21 protein-coding genes are annotated in these 25414 nt (G+C 52.9%); 12 read left to right on the top strand and 9 right to left on the bottom strand.

Annotated features, from left to right (window positions below; translation table 11 throughout):
• Positions 1-341: 341 nt before the first annotated feature.
• The 3 genes from MKX51_RS21655 to MKX51_RS21645 form a co-directional block, all read right to left on the bottom strand.
• Positions 342-1643: an ATP-binding protein gene (locus tag MKX51_RS21655; RefSeq protein ID WP_340993815.1), complete on the bottom strand. Its 1302-nt coding sequence runs from the start codon at positions 1641-1643 to the stop codon at positions 342-344.
• Positions 1630-2385 (bottom strand): LytR/AlgR family response regulator transcription factor, encoded by a 756-nt coding sequence (locus MKX51_RS21650; protein ID WP_340993814.1) that lies wholly within the window; start codon positions 2383-2385, stop codon positions 1630-1632. Before MKX51_RS21650 ends, MKX51_RS21655 begins: the two co-directional genes overlap by 14 nt.
• 222 nt (positions 2386-2607) lie before the next feature.
• Entirely contained in the window at positions 2608-3135 is a 528-nt protein-coding gene (locus MKX51_RS21645; RefSeq protein WP_340993813.1) for a cupin domain-containing protein, read from the bottom strand.
• 565 nt (positions 3136-3700) lie between these two features.
• Between MKX51_RS21645 and MKX51_RS21640 the strand changes: the two genes are divergently transcribed.
• On the top strand, positions 3701-4882 hold the full coding sequence (locus tag MKX51_RS21640; RefSeq protein ID WP_340993812.1) for a hypothetical protein: 1182 nt from the start codon (positions 3701-3703) through the stop codon (positions 4880-4882).
• 285 nt (positions 4883-5167) lie between these two features.
• On the opposite strand, the gene MKX51_RS21635 is transcribed toward MKX51_RS21640, so the two are convergent.
• The gene (locus MKX51_RS21635; protein WP_340993811.1) at positions 5168-6301 is read right to left on the bottom strand and encodes a response regulator; all 1134 of its coding nucleotides are present in this window, start codon (positions 6299-6301) and stop codon (positions 5168-5170) included.
• A gap of 44 nt (positions 6302-6345) precedes the next feature.
• Positions 6346-9372 (bottom strand): hybrid sensor histidine kinase/response regulator, encoded by a 3027-nt coding sequence (locus MKX51_RS21630; RefSeq protein WP_340993810.1) that lies wholly within the window; start codon positions 9370-9372, stop codon positions 6346-6348.
• Positions 9373-9923: 551 nt separating this feature from the next.
• Between MKX51_RS21630 and rfbH the strand changes: the two genes are divergently transcribed.
• From rfbH to MKX51_RS21605, 5 genes are all read left to right on the top strand, one after another.
• On the top strand, positions 9924-11252 hold the full coding sequence (rfbH, locus tag MKX51_RS21625) for a lipopolysaccharide biosynthesis protein RfbH (protein ID WP_340993809.1): 1329 nt from the start codon (positions 9924-9926) through the stop codon (positions 11250-11252).
• Positions 11249-12025, top strand: coding sequence for a glucose-1-phosphate cytidylyltransferase (gene rfbF, locus MKX51_RS21620; RefSeq protein WP_340993808.1), 777 nt, complete (start codon positions 11249-11251; stop codon positions 12023-12025). The genes rfbH and rfbF overlap by 4 nt, the downstream gene beginning before the upstream one ends.
• Positions 12007-13107 carry a CDP-glucose 4,6-dehydratase gene (rfbG, locus tag MKX51_RS21615; protein WP_340993807.1) on the top strand — a complete coding sequence of 367 codons (1101 nt, stop codon included), beginning with the start codon at positions 12007-12009 and terminating at the stop codon, positions 13105-13107. Before rfbF ends, rfbG begins: the two co-directional genes overlap by 19 nt.
• A 9-nt stretch (positions 13108-13116) precedes the next feature.
• Positions 13117-14214, top strand: coding sequence for a glycosyltransferase family 2 protein (locus tag MKX51_RS21610; protein ID WP_340993806.1), 1098 nt, complete (start codon positions 13117-13119; stop codon positions 14212-14214).
• Positions 14215-14388: 174 nt separating this feature from the next.
• Positions 14389-14787 carry a MerR family transcriptional regulator gene (locus MKX51_RS21605; protein WP_340993805.1) on the top strand — a complete coding sequence of 133 codons (399 nt, stop codon included), beginning with the start codon at positions 14389-14391 and terminating at the stop codon, positions 14785-14787.
• Between the two features lie 234 nt (positions 14788-15021).
• On the opposite strand, the gene MKX51_RS21600 is transcribed toward MKX51_RS21605, so the two are convergent.
• A complete protein-coding gene (locus tag MKX51_RS21600) occupies positions 15022-15378 on the bottom strand; it encodes a hypothetical protein (RefSeq protein WP_209879878.1) in 357 nt (118 codons plus the stop codon).
• A gap of 202 nt (positions 15379-15580) precedes the next feature.
• On the opposite strand from MKX51_RS21600, the gene MKX51_RS21595 reads away from it, so the two are divergent.
• Together MKX51_RS21595 and MKX51_RS21590 are read left to right on the top strand one after the other, a co-directional pair.
• Positions 15581-15859, top strand: coding sequence for a hypothetical protein (locus MKX51_RS21595; protein WP_340993804.1), 279 nt, complete (start codon positions 15581-15583; stop codon positions 15857-15859).
• Positions 15849-16541: a hypothetical protein gene (locus MKX51_RS21590; protein ID WP_340993803.1), complete on the top strand. Its 693-nt coding sequence runs from the start codon at positions 15849-15851 to the stop codon at positions 16539-16541. Before MKX51_RS21595 ends, MKX51_RS21590 begins: the two co-directional genes overlap by 11 nt.
• An 82-nt stretch (positions 16542-16623) precedes the next feature.
• Here the strand turns inward: MKX51_RS21590 and MKX51_RS21585 are convergent, their stop codons facing one another.
• The 3 genes from MKX51_RS21585 to MKX51_RS21575 all read right to left on the bottom strand — a co-directional run bounded on the left by MKX51_RS21585 (position 16624) and on the right by MKX51_RS21575 (position 20819).
• Complete coding sequence (locus MKX51_RS21585) at positions 16624-17190, bottom strand: acyltransferase (RefSeq protein WP_340993802.1); 567 nt, start codon at positions 17188-17190, stop codon at positions 16624-16626.
• A gap of 131 nt (positions 17191-17321) precedes the next feature.
• Complete coding sequence (locus MKX51_RS21580) at positions 17322-19469, bottom strand: glycosyltransferase (protein WP_340993801.1); 2148 nt, start codon at positions 19467-19469, stop codon at positions 17322-17324.
• A gap of 156 nt (positions 19470-19625) precedes the next feature.
• On the bottom strand, positions 19626-20819 hold the full coding sequence (locus MKX51_RS21575) for a glycosyltransferase (protein WP_340993800.1): 1194 nt from the start codon (positions 20817-20819) through the stop codon (positions 19626-19628).
• Positions 20820-20997: 178 nt separating this feature from the next.
• On the opposite strand from MKX51_RS21575, the gene MKX51_RS21570 reads away from it, so the two are divergent.
• The 4 genes from MKX51_RS21570 to MKX51_RS21555 are packed head-to-tail and all read left to right on the top strand — an operon-like array spanning position 20998 to position 25256.
• On the top strand, positions 20998-22122 hold the full coding sequence (locus MKX51_RS21570) for a glycosyltransferase family 2 protein (protein WP_340993799.1): 1125 nt from the start codon (positions 20998-21000) through the stop codon (positions 22120-22122).
• Positions 22119-23366: a glycosyltransferase family 2 protein gene (locus tag MKX51_RS21565; RefSeq protein WP_340993798.1), complete on the top strand. Its 1248-nt coding sequence runs from the start codon at positions 22119-22121 to the stop codon at positions 23364-23366. Before MKX51_RS21570 ends, MKX51_RS21565 begins: the two co-directional genes overlap by 4 nt.
• Positions 23367-23407: 41 nt before the next feature.
• Positions 23408-24181 (top strand): hypothetical protein, encoded by a 774-nt coding sequence (locus tag MKX51_RS21560; RefSeq protein WP_340993797.1) that lies wholly within the window; start codon positions 23408-23410, stop codon positions 24179-24181.
• A 19-nt stretch (positions 24182-24200) separates the two neighbouring features.
• Positions 24201-25256 carry a sugar phosphate nucleotidyltransferase gene (locus tag MKX51_RS21555; RefSeq protein WP_340993796.1) on the top strand — a complete coding sequence of 352 codons (1056 nt, stop codon included), beginning with the start codon at positions 24201-24203 and terminating at the stop codon, positions 25254-25256.
• The last annotated feature ends 158 nt before the right edge of the window (positions 25257-25414 follow it).

Genomic DNA, 25414 nt, shown 5'->3' with positions numbered 1-25414 from the left:
GTGTCTCTTGGGTAATCTTCCTGAAGTTATCATACAGGCAGAAGAGAGGAGCGTGGCCCGAATAACCCTGAAACGTTAATAACGATCCCTTAACGTAGAAACTTAGATTAAAAGGCACAAAAAACGGTAACAAAAAGTGAAAGAAGCGGAGGGGAAATTTGGAACTGAAGGAGCGGTAGCGACCGCCTGAAAGCTTTCCGCAGGAAAGCTCGCATCGTAAGCATATGCTTGGTTTGGATTTCTACCGCTAAGAGCGGTCAAATCAGGAAATCCAAATACAACAGCGGCCGAAAGTCCAAATGTTCACCGCAGTGACGGCGAAACTTAATGTTTAGTGCATTTTATAAAGAAGCTTCGCGCGAGAAGGGGAGGACCACCATATTGTTGAATTCCCGATGCCCGGCTTCAATTGTCATATTCCCGCCGTACTTCTCGCAGATTCTGGAGATATTGGTCAGGCCGATGCCGTGGTATTCAGGGTCCGGCTTCCGGCTCTGCAAGGGGGCAGTCTCCGGGACGGTATGATTCATAATGCGGATGAACAGCGCAGATTCACTGGAGTGCATCTGGATCAGAATGTAGCGGTCCTCGGCGAGCCGTACTTTTTTGGAGGCTTCAATGGCATTATCCAGCATGTTGCCCAGCACAACGCACAGGTCATAACGGTCGATGTGAAGCTCACCAGGCAGCAGCTTAAGCCGGGTATCGATTCGGATGCCGTTCGCTTGTCCGATATTCAGTGTGTTCGTGACCAGCGCATCCACCGCCAGATGGCCGGTGTTGACCCGCTGGTAGGCATCCTCTACTTTATTCAGCGTAAGCTTGATATGCTCCAGAGCCGCGGCCGGATCATCCCGCCGGATACACTCTTCAATGTAGAGGAACTGCTGATGGGTATCGTGGATGATTCTTTTAATCGACTTGAAGCTGTGCACCGTCTTCTCATAGTTGGCGTCCTGATAGTTCATCTGATGCTGGAGCTGGGCGTTCTCATGCATGAACTGGAACTTGTCCGTTATCGTATCGAAGATATAGACGATCATTACATTCAGGAACAGGAAGCCGAGAATCGCAAAGAAATAATAGAAATCCTTCGTGCTGTTCACCGTAAGGACGTTGATCTGATAGGTGCTGATGAGCGGGACGAGCAGGAACATTACATAATACCGGTAGGGCAGGGATACGCTTCGCCGCTTGGAGATCAGCCGGATGATCTGAATGACAGGGAACATAATAATGCAGCTCAGGATCAGCCCCTTGATGAAGGCCGGCCGGTCAATCCCCGCACCCGAGTTCATGCTGGTGTAGTCTACCGAATCTATCATTGAGAAAATATACAGCGACATAAAGCTGACCACCGTCATCAGCACAGCGTACAGCAGGGAGAAGATCACCTGAGTCTTCATCTCCACCTTATAGGCTTGCGCCATACTGAAGATCATCAGCAGAGCTATGCCGGAGGAGAAGAGATGGGACAACGGGGTGACCAGATAGAGGAAGCAGAGTATCCCGTAGATGAGGAAGTACATGATCCGGTTAGGCTTCCTGGCGGACTTATCAAATACGGAGGCAAAGAAGAATTGGGTCTGAAAGCACATCACCAGTACGACACAGACGACAAGGGTCAGATTATAGTGAGTCATAGGAGCTGCCCTTCATGATCATGAATTTGGTGTAGAAATCCTTAACCTCTTTGATTTTGGACCGGCCGATGGGGAACTCCTGCCCGCCCGACATCAGCACGGAGCCGCCCGCGAACTTGTGGACATGCAGCAGGTTGATAATAATCGAACGGTGGATGTGCAGGAAATGGCTGTCCCGCAGTGCTGAAGCATACTCTGCAATAATTCCTCTGGTCTCATAGATTCCTGTGGTGGTAATCACATTCAGCTTGCTCTTGACCGTCAGGCTCTTGGCCGCCTCAATCCCGATAATATCATCATGCCGCAAGACGACCTCCTCATACCCGGACTTGATGACCATGAACTTCTTATCCTGGGCCTGGAAGTAATCACACAGCTTAAGAATCTTCTCCTCCAGGAGCTGCGGGGCGACCGGCTTGATCAGATACTGGAAGGTAATCACGTCGAAGCTCTCCACCATATATTCAGGGTAGCTGGTCAGGAAGATAATCTGCTCGTCAAAATGCTTCCGGCTTCTGAGCCGGTGCGCCGCTTGAATCCCGTTCATGCCGCCCATCTCCACATCCAGAATTAGAATATGGAAGGGCGCTTCGCCCCGTTCATAGTGGGAGATTAAGTCCTCTCCTGAAGGAAACAGCTCGATTTCAAATTCGGTATTCGTCTTAACGGATAAGCCGACCAGAATCCTCTTCACCAGCTCCCGCTGCTGTTCTTCATCCTCACATATCGCTACTCGATACATCCAAGTGCCCCCTTTTCAGGCGCACGGCCTAAGTGGATAGTTGTACACAACATTATATAGTATGGCCAGAGAAATGAGCAGAACAGGGGGCCAAACGCAGAAGTTAATCCCTGGACTGCACAAGCGGAGTGCTAAAAATCCGGAGATCAAGGCGAACGCTACGCTTTTACGGGGGCCGTTCCGCCCGCTCCGCTGTTTAAGTATATGCTCCAGGAACTGTTGTCACTTCCACAGCCGCAGCAGCGGCCCGGCCTCGCCATAGATGGGATCGCGCTCCGGCAGCGGGACTTCGCGGATCTCGGGGAGCGCCGCCGCGAAGTCATCCGGGTTCGCCTGGCGGGTGTTATAGTCCTTGCCGCCGGGATATGCGCCGACGATACGGAAGTCATGCGTGGCCGAGAGCTTCTTGTGTGCCGTCCCGGCAGGCAGCACAAGGGCGTCACCGGCCTCCACGTTGGCGGTGTATCCGGCATCTCCGCCAAGCTGGAGCCTGGCGCTGCCGGAGATCACACCCAGTACCTCATGCGCGTTGCTGTGATAGTGGTGGTAAGGGAAGACGCCGTTCACCCAGCTGTTCAGCCACCCGTTGTCATTGAAGATCTGTTCGGTGTCTTCCGGGTGGTCCCGGAGAACACCTGTATACAGCAGGACGGGAAGCTGCGGATTGTTCGGCAGCAGTCCATCCGGCTCGAAGCTGAGCTTCACTATAGATTCATCTTGCTCCCGGCTTACCGAACTGTATTCTGACACACGGATCATCTCCTACGTGAATTTTGGTATATATAGAATTACCCTAATGTTGGTAATGTATCTTGTGAAAATAGCTTTAAAACTATAATATTGAACCTCAGGGATGTTAAAGCTGAGCATGAACGTTGAGCTAATATTAGGCTGATACCGCACCCGTAGCCGACTTCTACTTTTAAATTTAAGTAACTGATTGTATTTCCTGCAATAGAAAAGGCATATCTGACCGCAAAATGAGATTCTATTGTATTTCATACAGTGGAATGTTGTGTTTTGGCTGAAAAAAGGCCTTTGTTCAACATTCAATTGTACCGAATACAATAGATTCTATTTTGAAGCCTTTTTTATAGCATTCCATTGTACAAAATGCAGTTACTATCGTTCCAGCGCCTACAGCATCAGAATGACTGCTGTGCGAATCAGACGCTGGGCTCCTCAGCCTGTGATTGGTGGAATTATACGTGCAATAAATATAGCGGGGCTATTTTCTACCTGCTTGTAAAAGGGTAATTGATGGCATACAGTGTAACATAGCTGTTATAGATGGTTGCGAAAGGGAGGGGTTATAGTGAGAATTATCCGTAAAATCAGTACCCTGCTGGCTGCTGCGCTGCTGCTGCCTGCCATTCTGATGCCGCAGGGGGCACCGGCTGCACCCGCCGGGGCGAAGGCTGCGCCGTCCGGGACGGTAGCCGCTGCGGCTTCACCCGCCCAGAGTCTGGCCACGAACGGGCTGGTGCCGCTGACCGGCGCCATCAACGGTAATCTGCCGATTCATATGTCCATTAAAGTGGAGAGCGGCGGGAAGCTGACCGGAAGTTATTATTATGATAAATACAAGAAGACCATCAGGCTCACCGGTACAGTCAGCGGCAAATACGCAAATATGTATGAATACGATGCGAAGGGTAAGGAAACCGGCCATTTCGAGGGCTGGTGGATTCCCGGCACCGGCTTCGCAGGAGTGTGGAGTAACCCGGACGGCACCCGCCAGCTTCCTGTAGAGGCATTGACGGCTACCGCCGCAGCCAGCGCCAAGGTGCCGGCCGCAGCGGACTGGAGCGGGGAATGGTATATGGAGTCTTATTCTCCCTTCTTCGGATCTTATGTTGAATTCAGCAACGTGAAGAGCGATAAGCTGGTCTTCTCCGTGGATGCCTATGATGGAGCCCATTCCGGTCAGCTGTATGAAGAGTCGGCAGTAGTCCGCAAACGGATGGCCGTCTACAAGGAAGAGGACGGTTCCGTGGTCTTTTTCTATCTGCTGAACGGCAATTTGTATGTTACCAGCCCTTCACCGGTATATTCCGCCGGGGCGAATGTAACCTATACCGGCCACTATACAAGAGACCCTCAAGAGACCGTCTACACGCTGCGGGATACCGGTGTCTTCAAGACAGCCGCAGATGATAAGGCCTTCCGTAAGCTGGTAGGGGAAGATTATGATCTGTTCCTGTACAGCATGCAGCTGCTGAATGAGCCGAAGGATCTCGACGGCAAGGGGGCCAAGGTGGTAGAGGGCGGCGTCAGAGGACTGTTCACCCTTACGGAAGCCATCATCATGTATGATAAGCAGGGCCATTTCTGGGCGGCTGCACTCGATTCGGATGAAGCCTCGGATTCGGATGAGGTTCCCGAGACCTTCGTGCGGTTCTATACCAATGTTCCCGGCACCAGCAAGCTGCCGAAGACGATTGTGCAATGGATGGAGCCTTTTTCTGATTACGAGGTGGTCTACATGAATTTCTAAACCTCGGGCAGGAGCGTTTTAACTTCTCTCTACCGGGTACAAAGAAAGAGTGAGGGTCCGCCTGACATGGGTAGCTACTGCATGAGAACCTGTGTACACCGGTTATGTCAGCGGATTCGCATGTCCCGTAGCTTCTCACTGAAAGGATGGGACAGCGCCATGCGCAGGTCCTCCCGTTGGAATGGAGCTGCGGGTGCAACAAGAAACGGTATGCCTAACCCCTGACCGGGGGGCGGCATACCGTTTTTGTATGGATTCTGTTATCGCCGAAGTTCCGGCACGGAATCAAGTGTATAAACGCTTCCAGTTTGCATACCAGCGCTCAACCTTCGCGGACGGGGTTAGCTTCAGGTCCCGCCAGAGCAGGCTGCGGAGCTTCTCATATTGCTCCTGTACAATGCTCAGCTCGCCCAGCCGGTTATAGAATTCCATGAGCGCCAGGTAAGCCGGCTCGTGGTAGGGATGCAGCTCCACAATCCGCTGATAGGTGTTAACCGCCTTGGTGATGTTATCCTTGACGGTATAATAATCGGCCAGCTCCGTGGCATGCTGCAGGGAGAGGTTCCTCAGCCGCTGCCGCTCACTCTCGGCCCACAGATATTCATAATCCCCCAGGTAATCACCGGTATAGAGCTTCAGCAGCTCCTCATGCTCCGCGGCGTTATAATCATTCACCGGGTCCAGTGAGACGACACCTTCCTCCCACAGCACCGCATCGATCTGTGCGTCGCCGGTCTCCAGCATATACCCTTCGCCCACGCTTGCATTGCTGATCACAAGGCCGATATCCGCCCGTTTTAGCGATTGCCTGATCTGGTAGATGGCCGTATACATGTGGGTAGAGGCACGCTTGAACGAGGCCTCGGGCCAGAGCAGCTCGACCAGCTTGTCTTTGACGACGATCCGGTCATGATGATAGAGCAGGAAGGCGAACAGCTCCTGAGCTTTGGACGTCCGCCAGCGGAAATCACGGATTGGAACGCCTCCCCGTTCGAACTGGATGGCATTGAAGCAGCGGATCAGCAGTGTGTCTGGCTTGTCCGTCTGCTCCTGGTTGACTTTCCGGCTGCTTATCCGCTGAAGGGTCCGGCTCAGCCGTTCCCTGGGGACCGGCTTCAGCAGGTAATCCTGCGCACTGACCTCGAAGGCTTCCAGCGCGAAGCTGTTATGGGCGGAGACGAATACAACGGCTGAGCCGGGACAGCACTCCTCAAGCTGCTTCGCAACCTCCATGCCGTTCATTCCCGGCATATCAATATCGAGAAAGATAATATCTGCCTCCCAGCCGGACGCTTCGCTTAAGGCCAGCAGGGGATTGGTATAGGTTGCCGTTACAATGGTCGAGCCCAGCGCCTTGAGCGTTGCTTCCAGCTGAATCAGGGCGAGTCGTTCATCATCGATCAGCACTACCCGAAGCATTGTAGCACCTCCTTGTACAAGTTATAGCGGCTGGAGCAAGGGGTTCACTCCGCACGCCGGACGGGAATCATGAAGGAGACGGTGGTTCCAAAGCCGGGGCGGCTCTGAATGGACAAGCCTTGCCCGTAGCGTTCAATCAGCCTCCGGTTCGTGTTCCATATTCCGATACCGGAGTGTTCGTCTTTGTGTTTCGTCAGCAAGCGGTCAATCTGCGCCTGCTCCATACCTTTGCCATTGTCCTGCACCGTAAGCCAGACCTGCTCTTCCTCCTCTTCAATGCGGATAGTCAGTATGCCGCCTTCTATAAGACTGAGCAGCCCGTGACGGACGGCATTCTCGACCAGCGGCTGCAAGATCAGCGGGGGAACCCGCAGCAGTCCGGTATCATTCCGCTCCCACTTGACCTCCAGCCGCTCGCCGAACCGCACCTGCTCAATATATAAATAGGCTTCCACTAACGACAGCTCCTGCTTCAAATGAACCAATGTGCCGGTATTCATCAGGTCGAAGCTTGAACGCAGATAGGCGGAGAAGGCCTCGATCATCTGCTGCATCTGGCAGATATCAATGGTGCTGAGTGTGGCGATGGAGTTCAGGGCATTGAACAGGAAGTGAGGACGGATCTGCGCTTGAAGGTAAGCGATCTCCAGCCGCAGGCTGTGGTAGATGGTCTGCTTCAGCCGCGCCAGCCCGGTCACCCGGTATTTGAGTTCCAGGCTGTCTACCGGCTTGGTCACATAATCATTCGCCCCCTGCTGAAATCCGTAGTAGATCTCCTCACGCATAGCCCGCGCCGTCAGCAGCAGCACTGGCAGCTCCGACGCCGGAAACCGCTCCCTTACCCAACGGGTCAGCTCATAGCCGGACATCCCGGGCATCATCACATCGGTAATCAAGAGATCCCACGATTCTTCCTCCAGCCGGATCAAGGCTTCCTGCCCGCTTAACACAGAGGTGAGCTGATAGATATCTTCATGCAAAATGGTCGAGAGCACCCGGAGATTAACGGGATCATCGTCAACGGCCAAAATCTTCAGTGCGGCTTCCTCCGCATAGAGACCGGAAGGGGACGGCGGTACCCCCGCCAGGAATGGCTCTTCGTCCTTATTACGCAGACGGATACTCCAGTCGGTGGATGCAGTAGCCAGGGCTTCCACTGTGTCCACTGCTTCTGCCCTGCCGAACCGCTCATCTATACAGAAGGCTTCGTGCGCCAGCGGCAGGGAGAAGCGGAAGACCGAGCCTTCCCCGAGCCTGGACTCCACGGTCAGGCTGCCTCCGTGCAGCTCCACCAGCTGCCGGGTAATGCTAAGACCCAGACCCAGGCCGCCATGGTCCTGTCCGCCAGCCTGTTCGTAGGGGAGGAAGATGCGTGCGAGAGTTTCTTCCTCCATCCCCGCACCGGTGTCGGCCACGCTGACCAGCAGCTGCCCGTCCGCTTCTTCAGCAGTCACATGGATGCTGCCGTTCTCTGTCCATTTCACTGCATTATGTACCAAATTGAAGAGGATCTGAATCAGCCGCTTCTCATCGGCCCACACACGCGGCAGCGAAGCGGATGCGCTTACATGAAGTGTCAGGTTCTTGCCGTCCGTTAAGTAACGGAGCATGTCCATCACTCCGGCGGCGATGGTATGGATGGACAGCGGAGCAGGATGGAGGACCATCCGGTTCTCCCGCAGCAGGGTGAGATCCAGCAGATCATCCAGCAGCTGGGATATTTGCCGCCCGATCCGCAGCAGTAATTCCAGGTCACTGGCATCTTCCTTAGGAGAGGCTGCGCGCTTCTTCTCGTATTCCGACTGGGCAATGCTCATCATGCCGTGCAGCGGAGTCCGCAGCTCATGCGAGGTATTCATCAGGAACCGGTCCTTCTGCTTGTCCGCTTGCACAAGCTGTTCATAGAGCAGCCTGTTCTCGTTGGACCGCCGGATGTATTGCTTCAAGGCATAGGAGGAGAATCCAATGATCGCAGCAAGAATATCAATCGGATAGAACGGAAGGCTCTTGTGATAATTATTCACTGTAGCTCCCCAGACCACACCCGAGATTAGACAGCAGGCGGTGAAGGTCAGGAAGGCGACATCTTTTTTTCGCTGATAGACCATCCTTGCGAAGACAACGAACATCCAGCAGGGCGGAATCATATATAGCAGATTGAAGAATAGTATGGCATGGGTTAAGGCGATGTGTAGAGGCAATACGGACAGGACAAGCGTGTATACCGCAAGAAGGAAGCTATACATCTTAAATACGCGGCCGGACGCAGGGGTTCCATAGAACCTGTAAGTCAGCAGCAGCATGAAATAGACCATCCATAGATAAGACAGCATCTTGAGCTTGATCCCCCAGCTATAGCCAAGCGGCAGCACAATATATAACAGAAGATCATTATCTGTGCCAACAGAGACAGCGATTGCGACCAGCATAAGGGCAAACAGTAGCAGGGGCCAGTTCTTCTGGGACAGCAGATACAGAATGAAGACGTACAGCGCATGAAGGAGGAGAATAACAATGGTGGTCAATTGAAAAGCAGAGGAATACCACCGCTCTTTGATAATGGAAGATTGCGCGCCGAAACGGATGGAATAGGAGATTCCGCCTTTCTCCTTATGATCGAAATTGGCGGCTTGAACCAGAACAAACATCTCTTGTGTCCCTTCAGGCAAGAGGTAGTGAACGGTAGAGGGAACTGCCTTGGGCAGATACAGCTCCTTGTCAGCAGCCGGCTGTCCCATGGTCTGCAGGACACGGCCGTTGACCTCAATCCGGGATGAGGCCTGAATCTGCTGGGTCCAGAAGCTATAGGGTTCATCCAGTGGCTGATCGACCAGAATCCGCAGGGCATAGGTACCATAGCCCAGGGAGGAACCGGACATCGTTCCCTTCCAGTTGCCGGGTACCTCTACAGGCACGGCAGCCCCAGCCGTGCCGGAGCGGATATCACTTTCGCTGACCAGACGGTTCGGATAGAAGTCCCATGTCCCGTCAAGGACCAGCGAATGGGCATGCTTGAAGGTCCAGCCGCGCAGATCAAGCACGCCTGCATCCGCACTGGGCTGCTCCGGCAATGCAAAAATCTGCTGCCAGACCCTTTGCATACCTAACAGCAGGGATATATATATAACCACTAAGGTCAGATGTTTCAGATAATATCTGGAATTTTTATTCATCATAAATTAAAGATTTCGACAGAGGCGAGGAAGCACCTGCATAACAATTAAATAAATTATTGAACAATTAACAGAGGTCTGTGCGAAAAATTCACGAAAGATTCTGGCGCCGGGGCTGTGATTCCGTCTCGTTCTTTTGTCCTGCTTTCCAGGCGGGCCAATAGTGCTGCTTGCATAACCCTTTCGCATAATGCCGTCTGTTGCAGTCCTCTTTCGTGCATTTTCTTTCGTTGACGGCTCTCAGTCTTCCCATATGTGCATCCCTCCATAACGGTTCATTTCAAGTCAAGCCCATTATAGAGAACCCTCATAGACAAGAACTGAACAAAAATGGAATTTAAATTCCATTTAATTCTAATCGTATTTACCCCCCCATCTGCATATAAATGATGTACCAAGTCCGACAAATCCACCTAAATGAAAACCATTTGTGTAAAGGAGGGGAGCTTTTGCCCACAGAAGCTGCAACCTTGCGTGAGCAAATTCTGAAGCTGACAGGAGAGTATTACGATATCCGTTGGCCCGGCCGGTCCTTTGTGCCTGGACGCGATTACGTGCCGGTCAGCGGCAAGGTGTTCGATGGCGAAGAATTGATCAGTCTGGTGGATGCTTCACTTGATTTCCACCTGACTGCCGGCAGATATACTGGCGAATTCGAGCGGAGGTTCTCTCAGATTATGGAGAGGAAGCATACCCTGCTGGTTAACTCGGGGTCCAGTGCGAATCTGCTTGCCGTCGCAGCACTTACCTCGCCGCTGCTCGGTGAACGGCGGCTACGGCCGGGCGATGAGGTAATCACAGTAGCCGCAGGCTTTCCGACCACGGTCAATCCGTTGATTCAGCATGGCCTGATTCCGGTGTTCGTGGATGTGGAGCTGCCTTCCTACAATATAAATACGGCACAGCTCGATGAGGCACTGAGTCCGCGTACCAGAGCGGTCATGCTGGCACATACACTTGGTAATCCCTTCGACCTGGCCAGTGTAAAGGCATTTACGGACCGGCATGGGCTGTGGCTGATTGAGGACACCTGTGATGCTGTCGGGTCCATGTATGAAGGTAGGCCGGCCGGTTCCTTCGGCGATCTGGCTACGGTCAGTTTTTTTCCGGCGCATCATTTAACCATGGGAGAGGGAGGCGCAGTGCTGACCTCGGGTGCCCGCTTGAAGAAAATTGTCGAATCGCTCCGTGACTGGGGCAGGGACTGCTGGTGCCAGCCGGGAACCGACAATACCTGCGGCAAGCGGTTTGACTGGACCAAGGGCGAGCTGCCTGCCGGATACGACCACAAATATACGTATAGCCACATCGGCTACAATCTGAAAGCTACCGATATGCAGGCAGCCATTGGAGTGTCCCAACTGGATAAGCTGGAGGGGTTCCATACGGCACGCAGACGTAACTTTGACTATCTGAAGGCTGCGCTGAAGCCTGCGGAGGAATGGCTTATTCTCCCGCAGGCAACGCCGCGCAGTGATCCGAGCTGGTTCGGCTTCCCGCTGACCGTGAGGGAGGAGTCCCCCCTCTCACGCAATGAACTTGTACGCAAGCTGGAGGAAGCACGGATTGGCACCCGGCTCTTGTTCGCGGGTAACCTGCTCAAGCAGCCTGCGTATTCCGCTGTAGCGCACCGCTTGGCCGCACCGTTGACCCAGACGGACCGGATTATGAACGATACGTTCTGGGTGGGAATCTATCCGGGACTTTCGACGGAGATGCTGGATTATACTGCGGAGGTATTGCTGGGCTTGCTGAAAGGTAAGGAGGTAAAAAGATGAAGGTAGTCATTCTGGCCGGGGGCTACGGGACCCGTATCAGTGAAGAGACTGATGTGAAGCCCAAGCCGATGATTGAGATCGGCGATAAGCCGCTGCTTGTGCATATTATGGAGCATTATGCCTCATACGGCTTCGATGATTTTGTCATTTGTTTGGGGTATTTGGGGCATGTCATCAAGAAATATTTTGCCGATTTCTACCTGCAGAGTTCGGATGTCTCGTTCGATTTCGGCAACGGCAATCAAATGACCCGCCATAACCGTCAGCAGCGGAACTGGAAGGTAACGCTCGCGGATACGGGCAGGGAGGCGATGACTGGCGGAAGAATCCGGCAAGTCCACAAATACACCGGCAATGAACCGTTCATGCTGACTTATGGAGACGGTATTGCGGATGTCAACATACCGGAGTTGCTGGACTTCCACCGCTCCCACGGGAAATTAGCGACGGTTACGGCTGTACAGCCGGTAGGCCGTTTCGGAGCGCTGGATATTACAGAGGATGACAGAGTAACCGGCTTTGTGGAGAAGCCCAAAGGCGATGAGGGCTGGGTGAATGGCGGATTCTTCGTCCTTCAGCCTGAGGTATTCTCCCTTATTGAAGGCGACAGCACCGTCTGGGAGCAGGAGCCGCTCCGGGAGCTGGCCGCGCGTGATGAGCTCAGGGCTTACAAGCATCATGGCTTCTGGCAGCCGATGGATACGCTCCGCGACAAGCGTTATCTGGAGCAGCTGTGGCGGGAGGGAGGACTTCCGTGGATAAGAACGAACTGACCACGGCGGAATTCTGGAAGGGGCGGCGAGTCTTCGTAACTGGGCATACCGGGTTCAAGGGAAGCTGGCTCACCCGGTGGCTGACGATGCTGGGGGCAAGTGTGAGTGGATATGCCTGGGACCGGGATGAACCTAAGCTCTTCCCTCTGATCGGAGACGGGCCGGGGGTCCAAACCGTCTGGGGAGATGTGCGGACCCGTCAGCGTCTGGATGCAGCGCTGCGGGATGCGGCTCCGGAGGTGGTCTTCCATCTGGCGGCCCAGCCGCTGGTCCGCACCTCCTACCAGTTCCCGGCCGATACCTTCGAGGTGAACGTCATGGGAACGGTGAATCTGCTGGAGGCGGTCGCAAGTGCAGTTGATTCCGGCATCTCAGTCAAAGCCGTCGTCAATGTTACAACAGATAAATGCTATGACAACCGGGAGTGGATCTGGGGCTACCGTGAGACTGATCCGCTGGGCGGTTATGATCCTTATTCTTCCAGTAAGGCTTGTTCCGAGCTGGTGACGCAGGCTTACCGCAACAGCTATTTCCATCCGGCCCGCTATGCCGAGCATGGTGTTGCTGTCGCTACCGCCAGGGCGGGCAATGTCATCGGGGGCGGCGATGATTCCCTGGACCGGCTGGTACCGGACTGCCTGCGGTCATTCGCTGCTGGCTTGAGGCCGCTGCTGCGCAGCCCGGCGGCGACGCGCCCCTGGCAGCATGTGCTGGAGCCGCTTAGCGGCTATCTGCTGCTGGCCGAGAAGCTGGTGCAGGAAGGGGCAGAGTATGCCGCCGCCTGGAATTTCGGTCCGGAGGAGCAGAGCGTCCATAGTGTCGAGAAGGTGGCCGTCCGTCTTGCAGCGCTCTGGGGAGAGGGAGCGGGTATTGATATCGCCGGTGTCTCCGGACTGCATGAGGCTGGTGAACTGCAGCTTGACAGTACCAAGGCCCGCCGCCTGCTGGGCTGGCGCTCCCGCTGGAGTGTTGAGCAGGCCCTGCAGAAGACGGTGGATTGGCACAAAGCGCTGGATGCAGGGCAGGATATGCGGGAATTCAGTGAGCTTCAAATACGCAAATATATGACAGAGAATTCATAGGAGGGCGAAATGATTACTATCAGTCTATGTATGATTGTGCGCAATGAAGAGAACGGCTTGAGCCGGTGTCTGGATTGTGTGAAGGATATTGTCGACGAAATCGTCATTGTCGATACAGGCTCTACTGACCGGACCAAGGAGATTGCTGCAGAATATGGTGCAGTAATCTATGATTTTGAATGGATTGACAATTTTGCGGCAGCCCGTAACGAAGCCTTCAGCAAGGCAACAAAGGAATATATTCTCTGGCTGGACGCGGACGATACCATTGAGGAAATCGACCGGGTGCGCTTCAAGAAGCTGAAGGAGACATTGTCACCGCAGTACCAGTCTGTGACCATGCCCTACAATCTGGCCTTCGACAGTGAAGGCAAAGTGACCTCAAGCCTGAGACGAAACCGGCTGGTCCGCCGGGACTGCGGCTTTCAGTGGATCGGGCCGGTGCATGAGTATCTGGCTGTTGCCGGTAACACTTTTGACAGCGAGGTCTGCATTACACACAAGAAGGATAAGGTCCATACGGACCGTAACCTGCGCATCTACCGTGGACGCCAGGCCAGTGGCGAGGAGTTCTCACCGCGCGATCTCTACTATTTCGCCAATGAGCTCCGGGATCATGCCATTCACGAAGAAGCGCTGGAATATTACGAGAAATTCCTGCAGACCGGCCAGGGCTGGGTGGAGGATAACTATCAGGCTTGCCTGAAGATGGCGGAATGCCACGGACATCTGAACAACAAGGCCGGGAAGTTGAACGCGCTCTACCGTACCCTCAATTATGATATCCCCCGTTCCGAATTCTGCTGCCGCCTGGGCGGTGAATTCGTGGAAGCCGGGGAGTACCAGCGGGCGATCTACTGGTTCGAACAGGCGATTACGCTCCCCCGGCGAGCTACCCTGGGGCTGCAGGATATGACCTCTACCACCTGGGTGCCGCATCTGCAATTATGTGTATGCTATGACCGTCTGGGTCAGTACATGAAGGCTAATTACCATAATGAGACAGCTCTATTCTATTATCCTACACACCCAAGTATGCTGCATAACCGGAAATATTATAAAGAGCTGCTTGGCGATTCCTTCAGCGAATTGTTTAAAGTTTCTTAAGCAGGTAATCTGCCGCCTTCAAGGCAGCATAATAGACAGGCAACGTTCTACGGAACGGGCCTGTCTTTTTTTGCGGGACGATAAATATACAAATAGGTATTTTTACACATTTATTTCGAGGAACATGAATACCATTAAAATAAATAAGTCCACTTAAAACAGAGGAGCGATGTTATGGTACGCCATTACACCCAACTGGAAATTATTAATTTATCGAAATTGCCTCCGACTACAGTCAAGAGATGGCTCGAATATTTCTCTTACTTCGTCCCTGGGACCCGGCAAGGAGATCAGGTGCTCTATCCCTATGAAACTCTGAAACTGTTAAAACGGATCAGTGAGCTGCGCATGGAACGCTATCATCTAAGCACCATTGTGCGCCTGCTGATCGAGGAAGGATTCCCCATGTACAGCAAAAGTGAACAAGAGCTTCCCGTGCCAGAGCGAACGGAAAGCCGTATGGCCGAGGCCCAGGAGCCAGACAGACAGCAGCAGCTTGTGGCTTCCCTCTCCTCGCTGGCCAATGAGCTGATCCGGATTGCGGATCATTTGAATCACTGGAAGGTGCAATAGGTGGATTAGCCTAGGAGAATTCCACAAGGGCTGTCTACATGAAAAAGGCTTGTCCATTTCTATGTGTCAACGAAGCTGTTGCATTTTATATGTTTAACTGAGGATTTCAGCTTCCGGAACAAGCAGCGAGCGAATTAGACATTGCTCTGTACATAGCACCAGGCTCCTTCCGGTTGTGCCGTAACCCTCAATATGTTGTTGTGTCCGTTCTGGCTGAAGAATGGCAGTTGCCTGTTATTCCTCATCTTCCTCAATCTCAGTAGTTAGTTCTTCTTCCAGCAATCGTGCCGACAAGGCGCCAGAGTCACTCAACAAACGCAGAATCCGGTCCATTTTGCTTAGACTAAGCCACTGGCCCTTGGTAATCTCTTCGAGCAATCTGGCGGTTGTATTATTTAACTGGATCATGTTGAGAAAATTCATGTTCCCGGGATTAGATAGCACGAAGGCCTGCATCGCTTCCGCTTCCGCGTTGATAATGTGAGACAAAGACATCTCGTTGATCGCGATGGAGGTGAGCAGGAGAGAGATGCTTTCCTCCCGCGTAAGCGAGATATCGGGGGTTATATTGGGGATGTGGGGCATTGACATGCAGATCTCCTCCAAAACATGAAAGGTTGCTTTGCGCTTTATTGTCTGGTCATAGCTATGTATACTTCAGGCACAGATTGTCCTATTCCTGTTAATTCTCTGAAATCCGCCAAATCCGATATACCTGGGACGCATGGTGATAGGGACAACTCAAAAGCACATATATATAACAGTAACTAAATCAAAGCGGGGGGATGAAGCTATGCTACAGCGGGAACGGTTGACCAAAGCGATTATTCTGGCTGCGGCGCTGGAGGAAGAAGCGGTCTCGGCTCTGATCGCGGTTGAAATCCGCAAGCTGGAATATATGTATGACGATGAGTACGGCTGGGAGGAAGAATTAGAGATGGGGGGGCTTGACGCCCTGCAGGAGGCGGTGGCCAGAATCATCACGGCCCTGGCCCAGCATCAGGCCATGATCTGCCGGACACTGGAAACCAGCAGACGGCTGGTGCGAGAGGTGAACGGGTATGAAGGCTGAAGCCAGGAAATCGGAGGATGAGCTATTGGTGCAGGCGATTCATAAAACAATGGGACAGATGGAGCAGCTGAAGCAGGCTTGTCTGCGGCTCTCAGTCAATGCGGACGATGAACTGGCGCTGTTCATGCGTGAGACAGAACGGCTGCTTGAACGGGCTCAGTCCACAGGCCAGGAGACTGAAAGGCAAGAACCAGAGCATAGGGAGCCGGCTTCCACCGTTATCAAGCAGACAATTCGTCCTGCGGATGCATACGTATCCGGGGGCAAGTATCTCTATAATACAGGTAAGTCCGTCCGGTTCATCCAGCGGCGTTCCGCGCAGGCCACGCGCAAACGGACGTCCCACAAGAAGCGTGGGCAGACAGTAGGAGTACGCGCAGCCAGCGAACGCAAGCGGCAGCAGCGGCAACAACTGAAGCCTGCGCTTCAGCCGCAGCTGAAGAAGGCAGTGGAGCCGCCGCAGCTGAAGAAGGCAGTGGAGCCGCCGCAGCCGAAGAAGGCAGTGGAGTGGCAGCAGCCGAAGAAGGCAGTGGAGCGGCAGCAGCCGAAGAAGGCAGTGGAGCGGCAGCAACCCAAGAAGGCGGTAGAACGGCAGCCGAAGAGTACGCAAACTATGAATATACAGCCGCCCGTTGACTATGTGGGGATTAGAACCTCGTCCAACCTGAAGCGCTCATGGTAACCAATTGTGCGTCTGAAGCTAACCCATTATGATACGTTACTCCGCTTGCTTACCCGCTGGAGGCTGGAATTCATTTCTATGCTCAACGCTTGCCCTCGCCCGGCAGCTGCCATACTCCCGCTTCGGGATCATAGGCATCCACTACTCTGGCAGGGTTGCCCGCTGCGATACAGAAGTCCGGCAAATCCCGGGTTACAACACTGTTCGGAGTAACTCTGCAGCTCTTACCAATCGTCACGTTGCCCACAATGACGCAGTGGGCACCCAACTCACTGCCGGCACCGATCCGCACCTGCTGGCTGGCTGAGGTGATCCATTGGTCGCGGATGGGAATGCCGACCTGGCGGTACTGGTGGTCGGTGTCGGCGATATAGACATCCGGCCCGACTATCACATTCTCTTCTAGAATGACACTGTTCGCAGAGGTAATGATCAGATTGCGGCTGCAGCTGCAGCCGTCTCCAATCGAAATTGCAGACGGTATACCGTGACCGGGATGAACAACTGTGAACCAGCTATTCTCCTGAATAAGCACATTGCGGCCGATAGCGACTTTCTCCGGACAGTTGATATCGGTCTTAAGCATGATCAGACTGCCGGCTCCGAAGCTACTGAAGCGTTGCTGAAATTCCGGGCTGATGGTATCCATCCTCCGATGCCTCCTCTTTTAGCTTGACCGGACAAGCCTGTTGCGGCCTGCCCGGCGGCTATTTTGAAATATAAGAATTTAGCTGAAACGGTACCGTCCTTAAAAGGATGGCAAAGCCGTTACAACTTGCCTCAGATCTTTAGATGCTTGGCCTGAATCTTGTGCAACCGCTCATGCAGGTCGGGATAATAGGACTCATCCTGATAGGCTGCAACAAAAATCCGTACGAAATCTCCCGGCTGTAGCTGCTCAAGATTCTTCTCCAGCATGTAGTTGTACCACCAGAGGAGAAAGGTATGGGCGATATGTTTCTTCTCAGCTGCCAGTACGGCTGCATCCAATCCTTTGTCCAGGAAGGAATTAAGAATTCCCAAGTATGAAATAATGAAGGTCTGAGCGAAGCTGTATCCTCCTGCAATCTTGTCGCTGCTGGCCAGGAGTTTGCGGTGATACACACAGTAATCGGAAGAAATCTCCAGAATGGAGAGCTCCAGATAGACCTGGATCAGGTTCGAATGGATGAACCTATCAGGTGAGGCAATCTGTACGAATTCCTTCCTCCGCATAATGATTCCCGATAGAAATGTACTGTAGATCGAGACCTGCTCTACATAATTGCTGATTCCTGATCCACGGTTCACCGCTCCGGTGTTACTAAGGATATCAAGGAAGAGCAGGCTGCAGTCCCGGTTCTGTTCGATCAGATTACACAAGGTTTCCAGTGAGCCTTGGAGCCAGTAATCCTCGCTGCTGTGCAGCTTGATGAATTCTCCCCTGGCATAACCCGCACATTTTAGGATATTGCCATCGGTCCCATCGTGCCGTTCATTACGGTAATAATGAAGGTTGGAATAACTTTCCTGATACTTCCGCACCAGCTCTTCTGTGTGATCCGTTGAAGCATCATCGGATACAATGACTTCGAAATCTGCCGTTCTGGTATTCTGGCTGTAAATACTGTTCAGGCAAAGATTGAGCTCTTGCCCGCAGTTAAAGGCAGGAATGCAAATGCTCATTAGCGGCTGCATCTGATTCTCTTCATTGGGAAGTTCTGCCTCCCCGCCGGGCGATGGGCTGATCCTCAGCCACTTTCGGGAGCCCGGATCATATTGCTTAATGACTCTGGCAGGCGCACCCGCAGCCACACAATAGTCAGGAATGACAGTGCCGGATACAACGACCGAGCCTGCACTTATCACGCAGCCCTTACCGATGGATACCTGTCCGGCAATAACGGTGTTGGTACCGATCCAGCTTCCGGAGCCGATCGATACGGTCTGGCTCCAGGAATCCGCCCCCTGCTTCTTAATAGGGAGATGGATGTCCTCGTAGGCTGGGTTGTAATCCGAGATCTGCACACCTGTTGAAATGGCAACCTGTGAGCCAATAACGATCCGATTGACTGCCGACAGGCTGCACCGGCGTTCGATCTCACTTCCGGCGCCAATCTGGATGCGCGGTTCGCTGGCAATATTATTGTAGGGGAGCATGATGCAGCAATCTGCCTGAAGCTTGACTTCATTGCCCAGAGCAATCCCGGCTGTACCTGATAATTCGCAGGTGGGATGAATGTTGCAGCCGCTGCCTAACCGGTGGAACCGGTGTTGGCCGTGGCTTTTGCCATAGCCGTAATGCTCCAGGAAGATGCGACGGGCATCTGCATAAGCGGTGGTCCGGTCCAGAGTACCACACTCATGCAGACACCAGGGCAGAAGCTGCTTGGGGACGCCTACCTCATAACCGCTGCTGATGAATTCCTGGCTAAGGGAAGCGTCATAGAAGTGCCAGCCGGTGAACAAATCCTTACGCCAGGGCAAGTCGTACTGTGTAGCCATCAGTAGCCCGTCTAGCGACTCCACCGATTCATATTCGCCTGACGGCTGCATGAATTCCTGAGACTGAAGTGTACCGGTACGGCTATCAATCACTTTGCCGTATTTCTGCGATGCATCCTGCCATATCCCGGAAGACGGCAGCGTCTTCGCCCCGACGGCTCCAATCATGCCGAGCGACGAATAATCGGAGAACAGCCGGACGATGTCCACCAGGAATTGAGGGTTCAGGATTTGGACGTCCTGGTGCAGATATACCTTATACTTGGCATCCGACTGGCGCATTGCCTGATCGTATCCTGCTGCCAGGCCGGAGGCATTCCTTACGATTTGGAGATCTACTGTGTATCCATCCGGTTTGATCAATTGCTTTAGATTTTGCTGGCTCCTTTCGGCTAATTCCTCATTATTCGCACATATAATGAAACAAATTTTACGGTCGTCCATCTCGCTGTGATCCTCTCCTTTACACTCAGTAACTGGTATTCCTGCTATTTGCCGGACTTCATGGACCAGAACTATATACTGAATCCATTTTCAGGGTCTTAGTCTATATATATTCGGGTAACGGCCAATCATCATTCTTTTTGACAGAAGTCAAGATTATGGAGCGGATCGGATGTGTCCCCCGGCTTCGGACAGGGTATAGCGGCACAGGCAGAACTGCGGGTTGGCTTGTAATAGAGCATGTTGCCGCGAGACCCATGGGTCCAGAAAATGTCTGGCTTGTGCAGGATCTGCAGTTTGCTCCCACTCCCTTCGGTTCAAGATAACCGAGGGCGGAGGGGAGGCAGATGAAGCTGTACGTCTGGTGAATTCGGTGAGTCCCTCCAACCGTTCAAGCTGTGGAGCGGTGCGGATGAGCGCAGGCTGAAGCAGGATAACAGCACAGTCCGGATGAGTATGCAGTACGTTCAGAAATGGAGTAAGAGCATTAGGAAGGAAGGGTGTTCCTTGCTCATGCAGCATGATGAACTTCCCTCGTGCCATGCTTGCGGCTTGAATGTTAAGAGGACTGCCATCTCCAGAGGCAGGGTTGCGGCAGTAGCGGAAGCTGTGGTGAAGATCTCCAAATCGCTGCGCCAGTTCTTCTGTCTCCTGTGCTGCTGTATCGTCCAGGACGCAGACCTCGATTAGACCGTAATCCTCAGTCTGGGCATAAACCGACTCCAGACAGCGCCGCAGTTCTCCGTTCTGGCTGCGTACTGGCAAGCATATGGACAACAGCGGTTCCTTACTTCTGCGTGCGAGTACCTCCCGGGCTTCTGCCTCGCTATGTACCCTGAGCCACTCTCCGCTGGAAGGATCGTAGATCCGGCGGAATTCGGCCGGATTACCGGCGACCACGCAGTAATCAGGCACATCGCGCAGAACTACGCTGCCTGCACCGACCACAGAGCCCCTGCCTATTTTTACATGTCCGATGATGGAGGCATGAGCACCGATCCAGGAGCCTTCGCCGATGGTTACTGTGGATTCGCTGTTGTCCTTCTCCCAGGCTTGCCTGGCATCAGATATATACACGTGCGGACCTGTGATCACATCGGCCTTCAATTCTACCTTGCCCGTTGCAGTGATCGTCAGGAACCGGCTGCAATCACAGCGGTCTCCGATCACTATACGGGGTGATCCATTCTTGGCGGGAGAGGGGATATCCCACCGGTATCCCTCCCGCACGAACACGCCGGAGCCGATTGCTGTCTGTTCCGGCAACGTTAACACACCGTCCAAGGCAATCCTGCAGCCTGTGCCGTAACGATAGAAACGATAGTAGAGCGAGGGGGGAATCGTATGCATATGCTTCTCCTTCCATCTTGTTGACAAGTGAATTACACGGTTATCTGTACTAGCTTATGAACCGAAATGGAATTCATGCGGGCAATTCCGGCCGAATGATCCGGCAAGACCGGCATATACATATACGAGAAATCCGGTAAGTCCGGATATTCAGAATCTGCAAGAAGGAGGAGAAGACTTGCCGACGATCAGCTTGTGTATGATTGTACGCAATGAGGAGAAGAGCCTGGGGCGATGCCTGTCATCGGTCGCGGATATAGTGGATGAGATCATCATCGTGGACACCGGCTCTACAGACCGCACCAAAGAGATTTCAGCCGAATATGGAGCCGCAATCTATGATTTTGAGTGGATCGATGATTTCGCAGCCGCCCGCAATTACGCATTCGCCCAAGCGGCAAGTGAGTATATACTGTGGCTCGATGCAGATGATGTCATTGAGGAGATTGACCGGGAGCGCTTCAAGACTCTGAAGGCTGCAATGACTACCGAATATCATGCAGTATCCATGGTTTATGTTCTCATAACCGATGAGAATGGGAAGTCGCTCTACAGCTTCAGACGCAACCGTCTGATCAGACGCGATTGCGGGTTCAGGTGGATCGGTGCTGTTCATGAATTTATTGAGGTTACCCCCCCTGTGCTTGAGAGCGACATATGCATTACACATAAGAAAGACAAGGAATATACGCAGCGCAACCTTAAGATCTACCGCAAGATGATCGCTGAGGGCAAGCCGTTTACGGCCAGAGACCGGATCTATTACTCCAATGAGCTGTACGATCATGGCTTCTACCACGAGGCGCTGGAGAACTATGAGCGTTTCTTGTCAGAAGGCGAAGGCTGGGTAGAGGATAACATTCAGGCCTGTCTGAGGTTGGCGGACAGCCATGCGGCGCTGGGGCAAAAACAGGAGCAGCTGCTGTCCTTGTGCCGTACCTTCGACTATGATCTCCCGCGTCCGGAAACCTGCTGCAAGATAGGCTTTTATTTCATGGAATTGCAGCAGTACGAACAGGCAGTGCACTGGTTCAGGATTGCGGAGTCCCTCCCTAAAACCAGTGAACCGGGAACGGAGGCTTACTCCTCCGGTACATGGCTCCCGACTCTGCAGCTCTGTGTCTGCTACGACAAGCTGGGGGACCACCTATACGCTGACTATTGCAATGAGGTTTCTTTCGCACACTATCCGGCCAATCCCAGTGCGATATACAACCGCAATTATTACACGAACCTGCTGGGGGACAAACATGTAGAGATTAACGGCTACGTGCCTGAAGAACAAAAGGAGTTGGTCCAGTGAAGACGAGTATTGTCATTCTTACCCTTAATCAGTTAGCCTTAACGATTCAATGTCTGGAGAGCATCCGGCGAAATACACCTGAGGAGCATGAGGTCATTGTCGTTGACAATGGCTCAAGTGACGAAACCGTGAATTTCCTGAAGACGCATTATCCTGAACTTAAGCTGATCGAGAACAAGGAGAATCTGGGGTTTGCCAAAGGCTGCAATCAAGGAGGAGAGGTAGCGGAAGGCGAAGCCATTCTGTTCCTCAACAATGATACTGTAGTTCCTCACGGATGGCTGGCTCCCATGCTTCATGCATTGAACAGAGATAGTACGGTCGGCATGACAGGACCTGTTACGAATTATATCAGCGGACATCAGCGGATTCCGGTGACTTACAGTGAACTTAAGGATATGGAGGCATTCGCGGTAGAGTACTGTGAAGCAAAGCGTGGGCAGGTACAGGAGGTCCGGCGCCTGATCGGCTTCTGTCTGCTAGTCAAACGCAGTGTTCTGGATGAGATTGGCTGGTTCGATGAACGATATGGCCTGGGAAATTACGAGGATGACGATCTGTGCCTGCGGGCATTGCAGTATGGCTACAAGCTGTTGATTGCCGAGGATTCATTCATCCATCATATCGGCCATGCCAGCATGGGGCAGACCTCTTCCTTCGATCTCATGTCACTTCTGCAGGAGAACAAGCAGAAGGCTTTTCAGAAATGGGGCGCGGATATCCACAGCCTGATCTATACTCAGCCTGTGCGCGTATGCGCGGGAATTATTGCATCCGGAGATGAAGCTGCACTGGAAGAGACGCTCGCTTCATTTGCAGGGGTAACGGAACAAATGATTGTCTTAGACCCTACAGGCAATGAACGCATTGCGCAAACCGCTGCCCGCTATACACGGCAGATTTATACCGTGAAGGGGGAGCTCAATGTGCAAAAGTTGCGGGAATGGATCAGTCATATGGCCATAGAGCCTTACATTCTTTGGCTGCAGGAAGGTGATGTGCTTAATGCGGATGAGCGCCGGAAATTTATTGGGCTGAAGCTGTCCTTGTTCCACCAATATCAAGTGGTCTCCCTCCGCTGTGCGGAAGGTGCCCGTTATATGATCATGCAGGATAGCAGCAAGCTCTATCCGGAGGATATTCAACAGCCAAGGCAGAGCCCGTTCTTCGGCATAGTCAGCCATGCTACCATCAGCACCCGGTTAACTGCTGCAGACCGAGAGACTGCCGCGTCCAGGCAATAGAAATATAAGAAGACAAAGAATATTTTAACAGGAGGGCAATCATGGAACAGGATCTGGTAACGGTTGCTATATTAGCTAAGGACAAGGCGCATGTACTGCCGCTCTATCTGGAACTTATAGAGCGGCAGACGTATCCTGCCTCAAGGATCAAACTGTACATTCGGACCAACAACAACAATGACCGGACTGAAGAGATCCTTAGAGAATGGGCCGAACGGGTGGGCGAGAGATACCATGAGGTGTATTTGGATAACAGCGATGTGGAAGAGCCTGTGCAGAACTATGCTCCGCATGAATGGACTTATGAACGCTTAAGAGTAATCGGCAGGCTGCGCCAAGAGTCTATTGAATGGGCTAAATCGAAAAATACCCATTATTTTGTAGCAGATTGCGATAATTTCATTGCCCCGGATACGCTGGAGAGCCTGCTCTCTACGAACCTGCCGGTGGTCGGGCCACTGCTTACTGTGGCTGAGGCTCCGTTAAGTCTATATTCCAACTATCATAATATGGTGGATGCAGATGGCTACTTCAAGAGCAACGACATGTATTTCAATTTCTTATATCAGGCTGTGAAGGGTCTGATCCAGGTCGATGTCATCCATTGCACTTATCTGATGCGCCGTGACATTCTGGAGCATGTCCGGTACGGTGACGGCACCAACCGCTTCGAATATGTCATTATGAGCGACGGCTTGAGAAAGGCGGGAATTCCCCAATACCTGGATAACCGTAAAAAGTACGGAATGCTGACCTTTTGGGATACCGAAGAGCAATTCAATGAAGTCAATCTGACTGCAGACGACTTCCACTAGAGGAAGGGAGGAATGAACCATGAAGCTGGTGCTTCTATCCGGCGGTTCCGGTACACGCTTATGGCCGCTCTCGAGCAGTATCCGGAGCAAGCAGTTCCTACAGGTGCTGCCTGCTCCGGGAGGCGGGAGAGAGTCTATGCTTCAGCGGATCTGGCGGCAGTTATCGGCTGCGGGCCTCGACCATGAAGTCTATATTGCAACGTCAAGCGGACAAGAGACGCTGATCCGCAAGCAGCTTCGTATAGCTCCGAAGGTCATCATTGAGCCGCGGCGCAGAGACACCTTTCCGGCAGTCAGCCTTGCCTCGGCCTATTTGTATTCGGTGGAGAAGATTTCCCCCGATGAGACAGTCATTGTGCTGCCTGTAGATGCTTATGTGAACGACGAATTCTTTTTCAAGCTGACGGAGCTGGATCAGGCTCTCCGCCACTCCGGTGCGGAAGTCGCCTTGCTGGGGGCGAAACCAGACGGCCCGTCAGGGAAATACGGTTATATTGTTCCCTCTGTCTCTTCCGGAGGGAAGCGGGAGAATCCAGACTATGTGCCGGTTGACAGCTTCGTGGAGAAGCCCGACAGGCAGGCGGCTGAAGCGCTGCTTGAGCAGCAGGCAATGTGGAATTGCGGGATCTTTGCTTTCCGGTTATGCGACCAGTTGAACCGGCTGGAAGCGGCGGGCTTCCCAAGAGATTATGTTGATCTGCAGAGGCAGTATCACCGTCTTCCCAAGAGCAGTTTCGATGTAGAGGTGCTGGAAGGCAACAGCCGTCTGATCTGTATACCCTACCTCAACGGGTGGAAGGACTTAGGGACCTGGAATACGCTCTCTGAAGAATTGCCGTCCTCCGTTCTGGGATGGGGGCAGGTCAGTGAAGATTCATTAAATTGCCAGATTGTCAACGAACTCGACATTCCGGTAATGCTTGTCGGGTTAGACAATGTGATCGTTGCGGCAGGACCCGGGGGTATTCTTGTGGCCCGGAAAGATGCTGCGGATCATCTGAAGGACCTGCTTCCCGCACCCGACCAGGAAGACGGAAGGAGTCCATTGCCAAGGACTGAGAAAGGCAGCGCCTGAAATTTTATACTAGATTGTCCGACTTTATCCGACAATGTTCTATGTTGGCGGAAACCGTCATAAGGTAAAGAGGTGATGTCAATATATTTGAACATCAGCCTGACCGGTTGGTCCGCAAGGTCCGGTACATCCATTATGGAAGGAGGCAGCTCCAGTAT

The organism is Paenibacillus sp. FSL M7-0420 (assembly GCF_038002345.1).
Lineage (GTDB): Bacteria > Bacillota > Bacilli > Paenibacillales > Paenibacillaceae > Paenibacillus_AQ.
Note: the sequence above shows the minus strand (reverse complement) of the source record. Positions and strands in the feature narration are given on the sequence as shown.